General features: G+C 56.9%; 12 protein-coding genes and 2 pseudogenes. 4 read left to right on the plus strand and 10 right to left on the minus strand.

Annotation, left to right across the window (positions count from 1 at the left end; genetic code table 11):
• Positions 1–189: 189 nt before the first annotated feature.
• Positions 190–573 (minus strand): helicase, encoded by a 384-nt coding sequence (locus ACA063_RS28595; RefSeq protein ID WP_133835380.1) that lies wholly within the window; start codon positions 571–573, stop codon positions 190–192.
• A gap of 353 nt (positions 574–926) precedes the next feature.
• Here ACA063_RS28595 and ACA063_RS28600 point away from each other — a divergent pair, with 353 nt between their 5' ends.
• The 4 genes and pseudogenes from ACA063_RS28600 to ACA063_RS28615 all read left to right on the plus strand — a co-directional run bounded on the left by ACA063_RS28600 (position 927) and on the right by ACA063_RS28615 (position 4,103).
• The gene (locus ACA063_RS28600) at positions 927–1,223 is read left to right on the plus strand and encodes a DUF6124 family protein (protein ID WP_497664213.1); all 297 of its coding nucleotides are present in this window, start codon (positions 927–929) and stop codon (positions 1,221–1,223) included.
• A gap of 207 nt (positions 1,224–1,430) precedes the next feature.
• Positions 1,431–2,779, plus strand: a pseudogene (locus ACA063_RS28605) (DUF6861 domain-containing protein).
• 11 nt (positions 2,780–2,790) lie between these two features.
• Entirely contained in the window at positions 2,791–3,408 is a 618-nt protein-coding gene (locus tag ACA063_RS28610; RefSeq protein ID WP_497664214.1) for a GAD-like domain-containing protein, read from the plus strand.
• Between the two features lie 77 nt (positions 3,409–3,485).
• Entirely contained in the window at positions 3,486–4,103 is a 618-nt protein-coding gene (locus ACA063_RS28615) for a GAD-like domain-containing protein (protein WP_497664215.1), read from the plus strand.
• On the opposite strand, the pseudogene ACA063_RS28620 reads toward ACA063_RS28615, so the two are convergent.
• The 9 genes and pseudogenes from ACA063_RS28620 to ACA063_RS28660 all read right to left on the minus strand — a co-directional run.
• Positions 4,100–4,993 (minus strand): annotated as a pseudogene (locus ACA063_RS28620) (serine/threonine-protein kinase); the annotation flags it as partial. The gene ACA063_RS28615 and the pseudogene ACA063_RS28620 overlap by 4 nt on opposite strands.
• A 29-nt stretch (positions 4,994–5,022) precedes the next feature.
• Positions 5,023–5,751 (minus strand): PP2C family protein-serine/threonine phosphatase, encoded by a 729-nt coding sequence (locus ACA063_RS28625; RefSeq protein ID WP_497664216.1) that lies wholly within the window; start codon positions 5,749–5,751, stop codon positions 5,023–5,025.
• Positions 5,751–9,254, minus strand: a complete 3,504-nt coding sequence (gene tssM, locus ACA063_RS28630) for a type VI secretion system membrane subunit TssM (RefSeq protein ID WP_497664217.1) — start codon at positions 9,252–9,254, stop codon at positions 5,751–5,753. Before tssM ends, ACA063_RS28625 begins: the two co-directional genes overlap by 1 nt.
• Entirely contained in the window at positions 9,254–10,144 is an 891-nt protein-coding gene (gene icmH, locus ACA063_RS28635; protein WP_497664218.1) for a type IVB secretion system protein IcmH/DotU, read from the minus strand. The genes tssM and icmH overlap by 1 nt, the downstream gene beginning before the upstream one ends.
• Before the next feature lie 5 nt (positions 10,145–10,149).
• Entirely contained in the window at positions 10,150–11,481 is a 1,332-nt protein-coding gene (tssK, locus tag ACA063_RS28640) for a type VI secretion system baseplate subunit TssK (protein WP_497664219.1), read from the minus strand.
• Positions 11,482–11,483: 2 nt separating this feature from the next.
• Complete coding sequence (gene tssJ / locus ACA063_RS28645) at positions 11,484–11,984, minus strand: type VI secretion system lipoprotein TssJ (protein WP_497664220.1); 501 nt, start codon at positions 11,982–11,984, stop codon at positions 11,484–11,486.
• A gap of 5 nt (positions 11,985–11,989) precedes the next feature.
• Entirely contained in the window at positions 11,990–13,180 is a 1,191-nt protein-coding gene (gene tagH / locus ACA063_RS28650) for a type VI secretion system-associated FHA domain protein TagH (RefSeq protein WP_497664221.1), read from the minus strand.
• 17 nt (positions 13,181–13,197) lie between these two features.
• Positions 13,198–13,338: a type VI secretion protein gene (locus ACA063_RS28655; RefSeq protein ID WP_162436630.1), complete on the minus strand. Its 141-nt coding sequence runs from the start codon at positions 13,336–13,338 to the stop codon at positions 13,198–13,200.
• A gap of 72 nt (positions 13,339–13,410) precedes the next feature.
• Complete coding sequence (locus tag ACA063_RS28660) at positions 13,411–14,928, minus strand: sigma 54-interacting transcriptional regulator (RefSeq protein ID WP_497664222.1); 1,518 nt, start codon at positions 14,926–14,928, stop codon at positions 13,411–13,413.
• Positions 14,929–14,933 lie beyond the last annotated feature (5 nt).

Genomic DNA, 14,933 nt, shown 5'->3' on the forward strand with positions numbered 1-14,933 from the left:
CGCGATGAATACAGCCCGGTCCCCTGTGGCGAGGGAGCTCGCTCCCGCTGGGCTGCGCAGCAGCCGCAATCCAGCCAACACGTTAATCCTGAAAGTCTCCAGTCTTAGGGTTGGGGGCCGCTGCGCAGCCCAGCGGGAGCAAGCTCCCTCGCCACAAATGCCTGCGTCTTCGCACTAGCTTACTGGACCTCAAGCCTTAGGCTTGGCCTTCCTCGGCTTCAAATACTTGGTCAGCCCCTGAAACCAGATCACCAGCGCCGGGTTGCCTTTGATCTGAATCGACTTGTCCTGAATCCCCGTCATGAACGCCAACTGCTTGTTCTTCGCCTGCATTGTGGCGAAGCCATACGCGGCGTCTTTAAAGGCAATCGCAAACGCCGGCTCGGCATACACACCGGACTTACTGGTGATGCGCTGATCTTTCACACGGAAATGCCGTGCCACTTTCCCATCCAGGGTCTGTAGTTGAAACACCAATTCCTTGTCGCCCAACTGCTGCTGAAACGCAGGATTAGTCCGACTGGCCTTACCCATCAACAAACCCAGCATCCACAGAAGAAAACGAAATTTCATGCGCACAGCCTCAAGAGAAAAATGAACGGCCGGCGCAGTGTAGCGGCTTCATCCAGGAACGCCACCATCGCGTAGTGTTAGAGGAAGATGGCGTGGTTTTTGACGCTGATGACTACCAAGTCATTGACGAGACGAGGTCCTCAGAGCTTTCTGTAGGAGCTGCCGCAGGCTGCGATCTTTTGATCTTGATACCCTCAATGTTCTGGGAAATTTCCTGCAACACGCAGTGCCCTCCATGAACTATCCGCATTTCTACTTCTTCATTAACCTCTGACCGTCATCGTGAAATCGGCGACCGGATGTGCAAGTCCGTAATTCGGGAAAACACTTGTCAATCCATGAGGTTTATCACTTTGAAAACATCAGACCCGCGATCCACCGAACAGAAGGTATTCAGGCCTAAAACCCGAAATGGCGAGCCTTTCACTGTCTCCCACGACATCAACACAGAAGCCCTCCTCGCCAACGCCTCCGAAGATCTTCTGTCCATAAGCGCCATCGCCGCCAACCTGGCCGACGATGTCGAAGGCCGAAGCCGCTCGGTCGCCTTGGCCATCAGCAGAATGGCCGACGGGGTATATCTACTCGTGGAACGCGCGCTGGATCACATCGACTCACCGAACTCAGCGGTGCCTCCAGTCAAGGCATAAGAGAGATATCCAACTGTGGGAGCACAGCTTGCTCCCACAGACAGCCCGTGATGTCACGAATGCAACATTCTGAAATATCGGAAGCGTCCCACCTCAGTCAGCGATCCTTCCTACATCTCCCCTTTCAATAGCTTGTTAGCGTCTTCCGGCGATGGACACCGGCGTTTTTGGTGCACTAACGGGCGAAATTGTCAGGGAGACACTCGAATGTTTTTAGGGCGAATCGTGCCCACGTGGCACGAGATAGAAAGCCGTATTGCTGAGCAGATGGGTTACCAGGGCGGTGCCACCTATCGCACGCAATTCAATGAGCGTGCACCTTCCCTTTCTCTCAACATCCGTCGTATCAGCAGCGTCAGGTCTGCGTTCATTCAAGCGGAATGGGAAGCCGGACGGTTACTGAGGCAACGTTTCTCTGACCTCGATATCGCCAGCGTCCTCAACGAATTGATTGAAGTCGTCACGCAGATGGCAATGATCGTTGCCGGTAGCGTCCTGGTCGGTGGCGCCATCGGCGCCGGTACAGGGGCGTTTTTCGGCGGAGTTGGCGCCCTTCCCATGAGTGCCGCCGGCGCGGCAATGGGCTTGCAAGTCAGCACCTGGATACTGGGCATACTCGGCCTGACGTCCATTGCCGAGTTTTCGTCGAGGGTTTGCCGCGCATTGGCGAGTATTACCTGACCGGCATCAACATCGCGTGGGAAGGCGCGCGCGGCGAGGAAGGGTTAAACCCGTTTAGCCAGGACGATCCATTCGCCCAGGACAGGGCCGCCCATCACATCGCGCAGGGGCATGTGGAGGTTGTCGTCCTGCTGCTGGGAGCCATCGTCGCTTATATCACCCGTGGTCGAGGAAACGCAAACGTCCTCGCCCAGGAAATGCGAGCGAGCCCCAAGGGTGCGCAGTTAGCCCAGTGGATGCTCAAGCACGAAGACGCACTGAAAAAACGACCCGACCTACAAACCGCCGGACCGCGCAAAGGTGCATTCGCCCGGCAGGAACCTGAGCCACCCACTAATCGTCCCTCTGGGAAAGACAAGAACACCCCCCGTGACAAACCGAACGCCATGCCGCTTCATAAAGTCGAATGCTTTAAAGCGGACAAGATGCCAGCGTCTAAAATCGGAGAGTTCGAGCGGCAGTTGAAGGGGCAGGAGGACGGGCTGAATCGGCTGACGGTTGATGAGTATCTGGAGAATATTGCGAATCCGGTGAAGCGAAGTCAGGCAGCTGCTAGGCGGGCTAGAAAGGATCTACAAAATAAGTTGCAAGAACGTATTCAAGAAGAGCTTTTGCAGACGATGAGCGCCAAAGCTGCAAGAACAGAGAGCATAAATCAAGCTAAGGAAACCATGTCGAACCTTGCAGGGCTTCATAATCCTGATTTGAGCGCAGGAGGCAGAGATGTCATTGCGGACTTTGGTGATCGACAGGTCAACTCTAGTATCGGCCCTCAATGGCGGTCAAAAATCGCACGATTGAAAGAAAGTGCGGAAACTACACCAGCCTCTTTACGCAAAAGAACATACCTCAATGTCAAACTTCATAAGTGCTAAAGGGAAAAGTAATGGATGAGATATTTTCCATATTCTTGGAGACGTTTGGCAAGCCAATCGACCGACAAGAAGTTCCGATATCCAGCATCGAACGCTACAGAGGAAAGTTACCCAATCAGTTACTTGAATACTGGGAGGAGCATGGTTGGTGCGGTTATGCAGACGGCATTTTTTGGATAGTGAACCCGCAAGAATATGAGGGTGTGGTAGCGTCCTGGCTTGAAGGTACGAAATTTGAGACGTTTGATACTTACCATTTAATTGCACGCAGTGCCTTTGGCGATTTATATCTTTGGGGCGAGCAAACGGGTGCCTCCCTCAAGATAACCAGCATCCTTTCTCGTTTTACAACCCACACGTCTATATATACAGGAGAGCAAATGGATAAAGGACTTCGCTCCTTTATACTGTCTAGGCAAGTGGACTCTAACGATTACGGCGACCTGTTCAAGCCAGCGAAGAAAAAGCTCGGCACCTTGCGCCACGACGAGATGTACGGTTTTGTTCCAGCGTTCATGCTCGGCGGCTCGGACAATCTCGAAAACCTTGAGAAAGTAAAAGCGGTAGAACATCTAACAATCCTGTCGCAAATCGCCGAGCTTCAGCCCTATAGTTTTTCAGACCTATAAACCCATATTCCTGCGTGGAAGCGCATCAGCTTTTAATGCTCATTTGCATAAAGCTCTAAAAACAAAAGGAGCGTCACGTGGATAAAGTATTTGCTAGATTCATAGAAAAATTTGGCGGGCCTATTGATAGACAAGAGGTCCCGCTTTCAAGTATTGAACGATATAGAGGAAAAATTCCTAACCTGTTGTTGGAGTATTGGGCCGATCATGGATGGAGCGGCTACGGTGATGGAATATTTTGGTTGGTCAATCCGCAAGAGTACGAGGAAGTTGTGGAATCATGGATTACAGGGACAAAATTCGAAAAGCTTGACATATACCACTTGATAGCCCGTAGTGCCTTTGGAGATTTATATCTCTGGGGAGAAACAACGGGGTTTTCACTCAAAATAACAAGCATCCTCTCTCGATGTGTTTTCCAGAAATTCGAACTTAATAGTGAAGAGATGGATAGAGAGCTACAAGGCTTTCTGTTATCCAGAGAAGTAGACACCAATAACTACGGCGACCTGTTCAAGCCCGCGAAGAAAAAGCTCGGGACTCTGCGCCACGACGAGATGTACGGTTTTGTTCCAGCGTTCATGCTCGGCGGCCCGGATACCCTCGATCATCTGGAAAAAGTAAAAGCCGTAGAACACCTGACAATTCTGTCGCAAATCGCCGAGCTTCAGCCCTACAGTTTTTCAGACCTTTAACGCCGGGGTGCCCTGAACCAACGCCGCAACTCAAATAACGACCGGCCACCCAGCACCTCCCGCAATTCGGCAGCCGTGACAGTTCGCTGCGACACATCAGACGCCAGCGCTTTACGAAACACCGCCCAACAGCGTCTCGGCAGGTTCCTTGGCGCTCGCAGTTTCACCAGCGGTCGTTCATCACGAGCCTTATCCGAAGGTAAACGCCGAAATGGATGTCTCCCCTCCGCCAATTCATAGATCACGCACGCTACCGCAAAAACATCAGCGCTGGAGGTCATCGGCTCACCCTCCAGCAGCTCCGGTGCAGCATAGGCTGGAGTCCAGGCGTTGAAACGGTTGCGGCTCAGGTGCGGCAGGCCGGGCAGCACGCCTTCCTCGGCTTGCCCCAAGCCAAAATCGAACAAGCGCACGCCGTCATCGCTGAGCATTACATTGCTCGGTTTCAGATCGCCGTGCAGCACACCACGGGAATGGGCGTAAGCCAGTGCGTCGAGGAGTGGCAGCGCGATCTCGCGCAGTTCGTCCCACGGCAGTCCCAAGGGCCGCTCGCAAAGCAGTTTGTCCAACGTCGGTCCACGCATGAGCTCCATGGTGATGAAGGCCCGCTGGCAATTTGTATCCACTTCAAAGGTTTGCAAACGCACGACGTTGTCGTGGCGCAGGCGCCGAGTCAAGGCGAATTCGCTGTAGAGCAGGCTGCTGGCGTCAGGTGATTCACAGAAGGCTTCGCTGAGCATTTTCAACGCGATGCAAGGGTCGGGATCGTCGAACTGTTCGCGCAACAAATCACGTGCCCGGTAGACCGTGCCCATGCCGCCGGCACCGAGCAGTCGCTCGATGCGGTAGCGGCCGGCAAGGACCTCGGGCAACTCACCCATGCCAGCTCGGGAGGATGTCGACGCGGGTGAAAGCTCACTCATTGTCGAATCACTACGGCTGTCAGATTGTCCCGAGCCGGGCTGTCCAGCGCAGCGTTGAACAGCTGCTGCAGCGCGACCTGTGGCGAGACCTGGCTCAGGGCACTGGCCAAGCCGTCAGCGCTCACCTCCTGATAAAGACCATCGCTGCATAACAAAAACGCATCGCCCGAATAGACCTCGAATTCGAGCATGGCCAAGGTCAGGTGTTCGCTCGCACCGACGGCGCGGGTCAGCGCATGGGCACCGGGTTGCGCCCTGGCCTGCTCGATGCTCATGTGCTGCTCATCGATCAATTGCTGTTGCAGTGAATGATCCCTGGACAGCTGGAACAACCGTTGCCCCCTCCACAAGTAGCAGCGGCTATCACCCGCCCAGAGACACGCGGCGCGATTGCCTCCGATCAACAGCGCCACGACCGTGCTGCCCATGACGCTGTCGCGGCACCCGGCGGTGAGGGTCAACTCCTGACCCAATCGACGATTGAGCCAGCGCAGGCAGTTGCGCACCTCATTGACCCGATCGTCGAAACTTTCCTGAGCCGGCAATTCCGCCAGGCTGGCGACGATCAACTGACTGGCGATATCACCTCCCTGATGACCGCCCATGCCGTCCGCGACCACCCATAGCCCTTGTTGTGGGCAGTCAAGGAATGCATCTTCGTTGCGCCTGCGGATCTTCCCCTTATCGGTGCGCGCAGCGCTGCGCCAGGGACTGACCCTCTGCATCAGAGCTGCACCGGCAGGCGGAAGGTTCGCAAAACGCCCATGTCGAACGGGTTCGGCATGCGCTGGCTCATCAGGAGGTAGTTGGTGCGAAGACCGCCCAGGTCCGCTTTCAGCACCATCACGTCACGACCGTCGAGGTACTCGGTCTGCATCAGATCGAACAAACGAAACAGCGACCACGGGCCCGTGTTTTTTTCGATACCGATCGGTCGACCGACCATTTTGTCGAGGACGAGGCTGGTGCGCCCACCCTCGGCATCGGTCGGCCATGTGAAGGAGGCAGGCGTGATTGGGCCGTGACGATATTCCATGGTCTCGTTGCCGAACTTGAATTCGGAACGGCTGACGGACGGGTCGAGGGTGTATGGCTCCAGCCTGAACCGCACTTTAGGCTCGCTCGGATGCTCGGCGAAAAAGCTCTGGCGGATTACGTGAGCGGTGGCCATCTGGTCGAGGTAGACCCTGGACATCGGCAGGCTGCGCCCGTCAATGCTGCGCAGGCGATAGTTGCCTGGACTGCCGCTGACGAAAGGCCTCATGTAGCTTTCAAAAAAACGATCGACAACCCCCTGTGCCATGAAGAACTCACGGAAGTCGTTGAGTGCAACGTCGCTGGTGCTGTGGGCGCTAAACGGATAACGCTTGTTGATCCCTTTGCCGTAGAAGCTGTACAGCACGCCCTGATATCGCTGGTTCAGGTACTGATACGCATCGTTGAGCACAAGCTGCCAACTGTCTTCGGCCAACACGTTGAACCACGCGCTGATCGGGCGCGGCAAGCGGCCCGCTGTCGTGCGCAAGTGGCTCAAGGCATCACGCTGACCGCCCATGCGCGTCTTTGCCATGACAAACGCTGCGTGATCCGGGGTGCTGGAGCGGGCCAGGCTAGACAGTTGCTGTTGAACGTCATTGACCGCCTGCAGCACAGGGGTCAAATCCGCGGTCGGACCGTCGTTTTCATCCAGCAGACGGTGCAATGGTTCGAAGCGACGTTGCAGGGATTGGCGGGCGGTGTCGGGTAGAGTCTTATCCACATTCGCTGCCACGCTGGAGGCCTTGCCCGCCACTGCCGTGGCAAGCTTGCCCAATTTGCCGCCCTTCTCAGCCAGCTCAGCCGCGGCACCTGCCGCGCCATCAAGGATCTCCGGGATTACCGCAAAGCGAGTGTTCTCACGCACTTCCACCAGCAGTTGCAGCAAGGGCGAACTGGCCGAGGTCAAGCCGGCCAATTGTTCGGCGCCGTCGCCGGCGTGAGTGATGGGTTGTAATGCAACCTTCCCGAGCGCTTCGCCCCATAGATGGGTGTAGTCGCGAAAATACAGCTGCTCCAGCTCGACCATGAGGCGACGCAAATCCATGCCGCTGATGCCCGCGCCCTCTCCCAGCACCCAGTTGTCACGCAGGATGTCAGTGACTAGCGTCGCGCCCTGGACCGAAAAGTATTGCTGGTAAGCCTTCTTTGTATAGAACCCCGGAATCACGTAATCGGTACCGACAAACAAAGCGCCCTGCGGTCCCAAATGTTGACTGAAACGGTAGTCAGGCAGATGGCGGGCCTGCTCGCGGAGCGTGCGGTAAACAACGTTGGCCAGCGATTCACTGCGCAGTACCTGACGTGCCTGCGCCACCAGTTGATCGTTGAGCGGGTAAGCAAACGGCTTTTTCAACAACCGCTCAAAGTGGTCGGCCAGAGCGTTCTGCACCACGGTGTTGCCGGTGTAACGCTGGGACCAGTCAGCAGCCACCCAATCCTTTAGCCACTCGACCTCTCGACGATCTTCCATGTTGAGCATCAGGTACGCACGCAGGCTGTTGAGCAGACGTTCGCGATCCTTTATGTTGACGCGGATCTGGCTCTCCAGAAGGGTCGCTATGCTTGGCAGCAAGTGCGTTTGAAGCTCACGCTCGTAGGCCGCCACAATGATCGGTCTGACTTCGGCACCCTGATACAGACCTGCACGCTCGTGGTACGAGACATCCTCCCTTTCAGGGAAGACTCGAGTCGCCGCATAAGCAGTGTCGAGTCGCTTGAGTGCCGCCATCGAATCAGCACCTGCAGTGACTTCAGATCGCTGCTGGGTCCAGGTCTGTGCGAGTGAACGCAGTTGTTCCAAACGCTCGTGGTTAGCCGAGTAACTGGCTGCCCACAACAGGCCGAACACGCCCAATGCAGTCAGTGCGCCGAGGTACAAAGCCCGCTGGCCCCAATGAATGCGTCTGCGCTCGCGCGTGTCCAGACCGGCAAGATCAGCCTCGGGGAAAATCACCCGGCTGATCATCTGGTGAATAAAGCGTGCGCCAATGATGCGACGGTTTGACGAGGCGAACTTGCTCATGTCCCGGAGCGTGTTGCTCAGGTGAGGCGCGCTGGTCAGGTAGAAGCCTCGCAGCTGGCTCACACGTTGATAGCGATTACCGGTGAACGCCTTTTCAACGAACAGACACAGGCCATCGCCGATCAGCCCCAGTTGGTGCGGAAAGTCGAGAATGCGGCCGCGATGCAGAGCGTCACGCTCCTGATGCATGCGCAGGATCACCTGGCTGTTCAGGCGACGCAGCAGCGTTTCGAATTCGCTGCGCACTATGCTCGCGTCCGTATCGCGCAGGTCTTTACCCAAAGTCGCGCCCAGCACCTGGTCGCTGTCTTCACGGGTCAGTTGATCGAAGAATTCGTCGAACCCTGGCAGTTCATCCGCCTTGGTGATCACCAGGTAGACCGGCACATTGACGTGCAGCCGCTGCTGAATTTCCTGCAAGCGGGCACGCACCTGATCGGCCACGCTTTCCAGCATGCCCCGGTCCGCGCCGAACAGCAGGTGTACCGGTAACGTGACCAGTACGCCATTGAGCGGACGGTTGCGACGCCGCTGACGCAGCAGGTCGAGCAGCGTTTTCCAGGTGTTGCCAGCCATACCATCCTGCTGGCTCAGGTAGCGTCCGGCCGTGTCGATCAGGATGCCGTGCTCGGCGAAATACCAGTCACAGTGTTCCGTGCGCAGCACGTCTTGGGTGGATGTGCGGTCAAGCGTGTTGATCGGAAACTCGAGGCCTGAGGACACCAGCAGACTGGTCTTGCCGCTGCTCTGCGGGCCAAGCAAAACGTACCAAGGCAGATCGTCGCGCCAGCGCTCACTGCGACCACGATAGAGGCTTGAGGTTTTCAAGGTTGCTAAAGCGGCTTTGAAACGTCGCCTCAATTCTTTTCGCTCGGTGTGGCTTTGCTCTTCCTGGCCTTTGCGCCTCCAGCCTTCTTCACTGTCTTCTATGGTTTTCTTGCGTATGCCTACTCGCCAGTTGACGTACACCATGCTCAGTCCCCAGAGCAGGCTCAGTACGCTGATTGTCAGCAGCCGTGATGTGGCACTTTCCCAGAATTTATGGTCATCCACTGCCAGCAACGGGCCCAGGCCCCACACCAACAGCGCTATCGAGAAGACCAGCAACAAGCTCCAGACCCAGGTCTGAAGCAAAAATATGCCGGTTTTTTTGAAAAGTTTTTTCATCACGCGCCCCTATTTGACCGCTGCGCCATCGGCGAAACCGGTGCTGGATCAAGCGGTAAAAAAGGTTGCACAACGGTGTCGCGTTGCTCACCCAGCACCCGGTCGAAGCTTGAATACATCACCACCAGACACACCGTCGTAAACAGCGCCACCCACCACCAGGGAACGATGCGCACCAGGCTGCTGCGTTGCTCCTTGAGGCCTTCCCATTGCGGGGATAACTGAAGCGAAACATCACCGCGCAGATGTCGAATCTGCCGGTAAAGCGCGTCGCTGACCTGCTGAAGTTCCAGGGTTCCACGGGGCTGAACCCGGTATTTACCTTCGAACCCGAGAGACAGGCACAGGTACATCAACTCCAGCATCGGCAGGTTCTTGGCCGGGTCTTTCGACAGCCGCTCAAGCAGCAGGAAAAACTTTTCACCGCCCGACGTTTCTTTGTGAAAGCGGCTTAGCAGGCTCGTTTGCGACCACTGGCTTTCCTTGCCCCAAGGCGTCGTTACCACGGCTTCGTCAATCACGGTGCACAGCACATAACGGGCAGAGGAAACCTGGCCATTCTCGATACCGTTATGCAGCGCTACTTTTGCGAAGCTTTCCAACTCTTCACACAGGCGAACGTTAAGGCTTTGCAAATCTTCGCAGACCTCACCGCTTTTCAGCCGGGCCACTTGCGACAGCAGTCGGGACGCCGCTGTCACAAGCGAGTTGAAGCCGATGTTGTACGTTTCAACCGGGCGCTGGGCAGCCGCATAAATCATCCGGTCCTGCAGCTGTTCGATGCGTGGAGGCGTAGTCGAATTCGTCAGCGGGCTCGACGCTGGGTGGCGGCCGTCGTGGTCCACCAGGACGGTTCTATCGTCATGCTGGAGTTCCGTATCCTTACTCATGTCGGTCAGTTCCTGATGGCCCAGAATTTCAATTCAAGCTCGGCAAATTCTCCCGACACGTGGAACGCGAAGCCGCCAGAGCGCTCGAGTTGCGCCTGGTCTTCGGCACTGAAATCAAGAATGAAATAGGTTTTGCTGGCATGAAAGGCAATTTGCCGGGGGGCTACCGGCAGAGGCCTGACCTTGATACCTGGAAGGTGCAGGTTGACCAGTTGGCGAATGCTTTCTACCGGACCGACCTTGAGGTGAGCCGGCAGACGGTGGCGCAATTCCTCCGGGTCGCAGTGGGCGCTGGCGGCCAGTACAAACGACGCTGAGCCTAGTAGTGTGTGGTCGTTTAAAGGCGAGACGATGATGCCATACTGCCGCGCTTGCAGCTCCAGTTCGATCGCATGCTGTTCGAGCACCATCGACAACACCTGACGAATCTCTTCCATCAATTTTCGAAAACTCGAGCCTTGATCGCTGTGCTGATAACGGCTGTCCAGACGTGGACGTTTACTGTCACTGGAAAACGCCGCCAGATCACCGAGCAACATCAGCAGCGCTCGATACAAGGCCTCGGGGTGAACCTGTTCCAGACCGAGGTAGTGACGCAGCAGGAGCTCCGTGCGGTTGATCAGTTGCAACATCATGAAGTCGCCAACTTCCGCGCCCGCGACCTTGCCATTCGAGCGGATCCGCTCTGCCAGGGCGTCGCCCCGATGACCGAGCATGCTGATCACTTCTTTGAGACACGACAGCAGGTAACTGGAGGAATGCGCCTGAATGAAGGTGGGAACGAAGTCCGGGTCGAGGCTGATAATGCCGTCGGGCGTGGTGTCGAGCACTTCGCAAACTTTCAGCTTCACGTACGCCTGATCACTCTGCTGATCGCCTAGCAACAGCCGAAAGTCCGGGCGTGCACAGCTGACCTGACTGGAAGATCCCTCGCCGGCATTGGAGTCTGCCACTGCTGCGTCATACACGGTGTAGCGCGCCAGGACGTCCGACTGCTCGGGTCGACGAGCCTCGATGTGATTGCCGGTGACGAGTGCCAGCGCCAGGTAGGCCGGCGTGTTTGCGGTATTGGGAGGCAGGACGAGTGCCAACGGCTCCGACGTGCTGCCCAACTCGAACAGACTGCCGTCGGGCAAAACTCCGCTGGCATGGCTGATCACCAGCTTGCCCATTTTGAGGAACTGCACATCGATGTCCAGGGTCAGGAAACCCCAGGTATAACCACCTAGCAACTGGGTGCGGGTTTTCATTTGGTGATCGTAGTAGCGGTCGCTGTGCTGGAAGTGTTGCGGGCGCAGCAGCATGCCTTCCTGCCAAATGACTTTATGCGAATTCATGATCAGTCATCCGTCCTGGCGAGCGTTTCTAGGGTGTTGCGAATACCGGTTTGATCGAGGATCAAATCAGTCACGGTGAGGCTCATTGGGGTGATTGGCACGGTGTATCGCCATTGGGTTTGCGCCAGATCACGGTAGGCCGCGAGTACAGCGACGTAGCGGCTATCGGCTTGCAGCGCGAGCTTGAGTTCGATGCGTTCCCCCGGTCGCAATTCAAGCTCCTCAATGACCACCAGATCAGGGGCCAGGCTTTCTTTGCCGCGCTCATACAGACTGAAGAAATCGGCGTTCTCGAAAGCCACGGGATGTTTGAGCTCGAACAATCGAATGACGATCGGTGACGGACGTCCATTGAGATCCGGGTTCAGTTGATCGCTGGCGGTGAGTTTCAGGTCGAGCTTGGTCAGGCGCGAGTACGGCGACAATGACGTACAACCTGACAGCAGGATCAGAATCACCAGCGCAGCCAATGTCTTGAAGTCAACGAAAGAGCAGCGAGACATGCGCGTCATCCCCGTTGGTCAACGTGAAGGGTCGAGATCAGGCGAACCTGTTCTTCGTAGGCTTGAGCAAAGTCACGAGCAAGCAACCGCTCGCTCCACTCATCGTCCTGACGCAGGGCCTGGTGATAACGGCCATAAGCCTTCCACCGGCTGCCAGCAGTCGTGAACAGTGGCTGTTGGTCGCGCTCAAACCGCAGGGTCAGTTGCGAGGGCGAGAAGTGCTCGAGCGCCCCTCGAATCGCAGCACGACTGGCGGCCAACAGCGCCACCTGATGCGTCTGTAAATCACGAAATGCCCGGGAGAGAACCTGTTCGGCCGGATACTGGCCAGGCTTGCTGGTCCGCAACAGAATGCCCAGTGCCTCCCCGGCATCGACGCTGAGTTTCAGCGGATTGTTGTAGATCCCCTGAACGGTGGTCTGGGCCAGGCGCAGCTCATTTTTCAATTCGCTGTGGGTACGCAGGCTTTGCTGCAAGCCATCGACGCTTTGATTGAGCAAGCGAGCAGCGTCCAGCGCGAGGTTTTCGCGCGCATCGTGGTCCAGCTCCTTCAGGTCTATGCCCAATGCGGTACCGAAGCGCTCCCAGAAGTCCTGGCTTAGGCGATCTACAGCGTTCTGTGCCGGAGCTGGCATCGGTTCCGACGGTGCCTCTACCAACTGCGGCACCTTTAGGTTTTCCCTGTCGATACGGGCGTAGTCGGCGCGTGGTTGGGCATCCCCAATCAGCATGCGCGGCGTGATCAATTCATCAATGTCGGTGTTCGCAAGCGCTTGCTGATCAAGGGCCTTCAACGGATCCAGTTCGAGGAAAGCATCGTCCGGAATCACGCTGACCGCAGCGACCTGACTGGCGACTTCATAGGTCGTGGGTACACCGATCAGTCGCGCATGAATTTCGTAACTCCCCAGGAAGTAAACGCTGTCATGTTCAATACGCACCGCTTCGCCTTTATGCAGGTGCGTACCGTTTTCACTCGTCCGGATGCCATTGCGGCTGGTGTCGGTGATAAAAAACGCACCGTCGTGGCAGGTCACCAGCGCATGGCTTTTGGACAAGTGGCGCTTGCGATCCGGAAGCACCCAGTCGCAGTTCTCTGCTCGGCCGATCGTGCCACCCGCCTGTTTGAAGGTCTTGTGCCAAAGCTCCGTGGGCACGAATTCCTTGGCGTTCTGGATGTCGAGAACCAGTTCCATCGTCTTGCTCCTTGTGATCACTTGCCGCGATTGACTGCTTGCGGATCACCCAGAGGGCGATAGGTGTCGTCGTTGAATTTGTAGTTGCCGCTACAGCCGCCGAGGCCACATAGAACAACGAGGGTCAGCAGAACAGCGTGCCGGTGACGAACAGGCATCAGAGGGTCTCCAGGGCGGTGAAAGTGGATGCGAGGCGAAGGGCAAGCCTCCTTGAATGGCAGAAATCGAGCTCAACCATTGATGTCGCACGCGCTGATGTTCAGTCGATCAAGTCGATACAACAGCGTGCGGCGTGGCAGTCCCAGCTCTCGGGCAGAAGCGGTCTGGTTACCGGCGTTCTTGCGCAGGCACTCGACCAGCAGGCTGCGTTCGACCTGCGCCATTCGTTCACGCAGGTGAGCACTGCCGGCATGCGCTATGACATCCGTACGCAGGGAGAAATGCTCAGGCAGCAACTCGCCGCCCTCACAGAGCAGAACCGCCCGCTCAACCAGGCTTTTGAGTTCGCGAACGTTGCCCGGAAAGGCATAAGCTGACAGGTGAGCCAGTGCCGCCTCTGACCAGCGCACGGTATCGCGTTGCAGGAACGCGCAGGCCTTTGCGGCAAAGTGCCGAGCCAGTTCCGGGACGTCTCCAGCGCGGTAACGAAGGGCCGGCAATTCGATCGGGAATTGCGCGAGGCGGTAGTACAGGTCCTCACGAAATTTTCCTTCGCGGACCAAGACCGCCAAGTCGCGGTGAGTCGCGGCAATGATGCGCACATCGACCTTGTGGGTATCGTTGCAACCCAGCGGGCGGATTTCGCCCTCCTGAAGTACGCGTAACAACTTGGCTTGCAGGGACAGCGGCATATCGCCAATTTCGTCCAGCAACAAGGTTCCACCATTTGCGGCATCAAATAGTCCTGGCCGATCGCGGTCAGCGCCCGTGAAAGCACCTTTGCGATAGCCGAAGAGCTCACTTTCCAAAAGACTTTCGGGAAACGCTGCACAGTTCTGCACGATGAAAGATTTCGCACGCCGTGCCCCGCCATCGTGAATCGCTCGCGCGATCACTTCCTTGCCCGTGCCCGTCTCGCCGCGCAGCAGCACGGTGTATGGGCTGTTCAAGACTTTATTGATCAGCGAACACATCTGACGCATGGCCGGGCTTCTACCGATCAATCCGAAATCCCTGGCGCTCGGAATGTTGATCGACATGGGCTGTGACTCAACCGCAGGCCCACGTAAACGTTGCAGCAAGTGCAGTTGACCGAGCACGAACGAACCCAGCTGGGCGAGTGAATCGGCGAAGCCTCGCAGCTCGATGTGTCGAGGACTGGCACACACCAGCAAGCCTTCGACGCTCTGTTGCTGATTGACCAGTGGCACGCACAGAAATGACTGCCAAGGCAGGTTCTGCGGGGGCAGAAAATCGCTTTTGTGCAAGGTGCCACTCAACTCAGTGAGACAGACCACGCGATTGTGACTCAGGGCAAATTGCAGCAATTGCTCAGCGCTGTAATCGGTCGACAGGCTTGTCGCGTCTCTGGGTTGCAGAATGCCGTTCAGGCATTCAGTCGCGATTCCAAGGCAGGTACTGGATGTATCCAGCAGGTACAACTGCGCCAGTTCGCAACCGGTAAGCGTGCCTAACCCGCGCACGAGGTCGCTGAGCAGCGCGGCGCTGTCTGCCGATCGGGAAAGGCTGGAGAACTGGGCCAACAAGGCCTCGGCATACGCCAGCGGCTGTGGCAATTGAGTGAACATGACAC

The sequence above is a fragment of the Pseudomonas sp. LBUM1643 genome, assembly GCF_059716215.1.

Coding starts and splice junctions, on each gene's coding strand:
- ACA063_RS28595 (WP_133835380.1), bottom strand. CDS start 573: ATGAAATTTCGTTTTCTTCTGTGGATGCTGGGTTTGTTGATGGGTAAG.
- ACA063_RS28610 (WP_497664214.1), top strand. CDS start 2,791: ATGGATGAGATATTTTCCATATTCTTGGAGACGTTTGGCAAGCCAATC.
- ACA063_RS28625 (WP_497664216.1), bottom strand. CDS start 5,751: ATGCAGAGGGTCAGTCCCTGGCGCAGCGCTGCGCGCACCGATAAGGGG.
- tssM (WP_497664217.1), bottom strand. CDS start 9,254: ATGAAAAAACTTTTCAAAAAAACCGGCATATTTTTGCTTCAGACCTGG.
- icmH (WP_497664218.1), bottom strand. CDS start 10,144: ATGAGTAAGGATACGGAACTCCAGCATGACGATAGAACCGTCCTGGTG.
- tssK (WP_497664219.1), bottom strand. CDS start 11,481: ATGAATTCGCATAAAGTCATTTGGCAGGAAGGCATGCTGCTGCGCCCG.
- tssJ (WP_497664220.1), bottom strand. CDS start 11,984: ATGTCTCGCTGCTCTTTCGTTGACTTCAAGACATTGGCTGCGCTGGTG.
- tagH (WP_497664221.1), bottom strand. CDS start 13,180: ATGGAACTGGTTCTCGACATCCAGAACGCCAAGGAATTCGTGCCCACG.
- ACA063_RS28655 (WP_162436630.1), bottom strand. CDS start 13,338: ATGCCTGTTCGTCACCGGCACGCTGTTCTGCTGACCCTCGTTGTTCTA.
- ACA063_RS28660 (WP_497664222.1), bottom strand. CDS start 14,928: ATGTTCACTCAATTGCCACAGCCGCTGGCGTATGCCGAGGCCTTGTTG.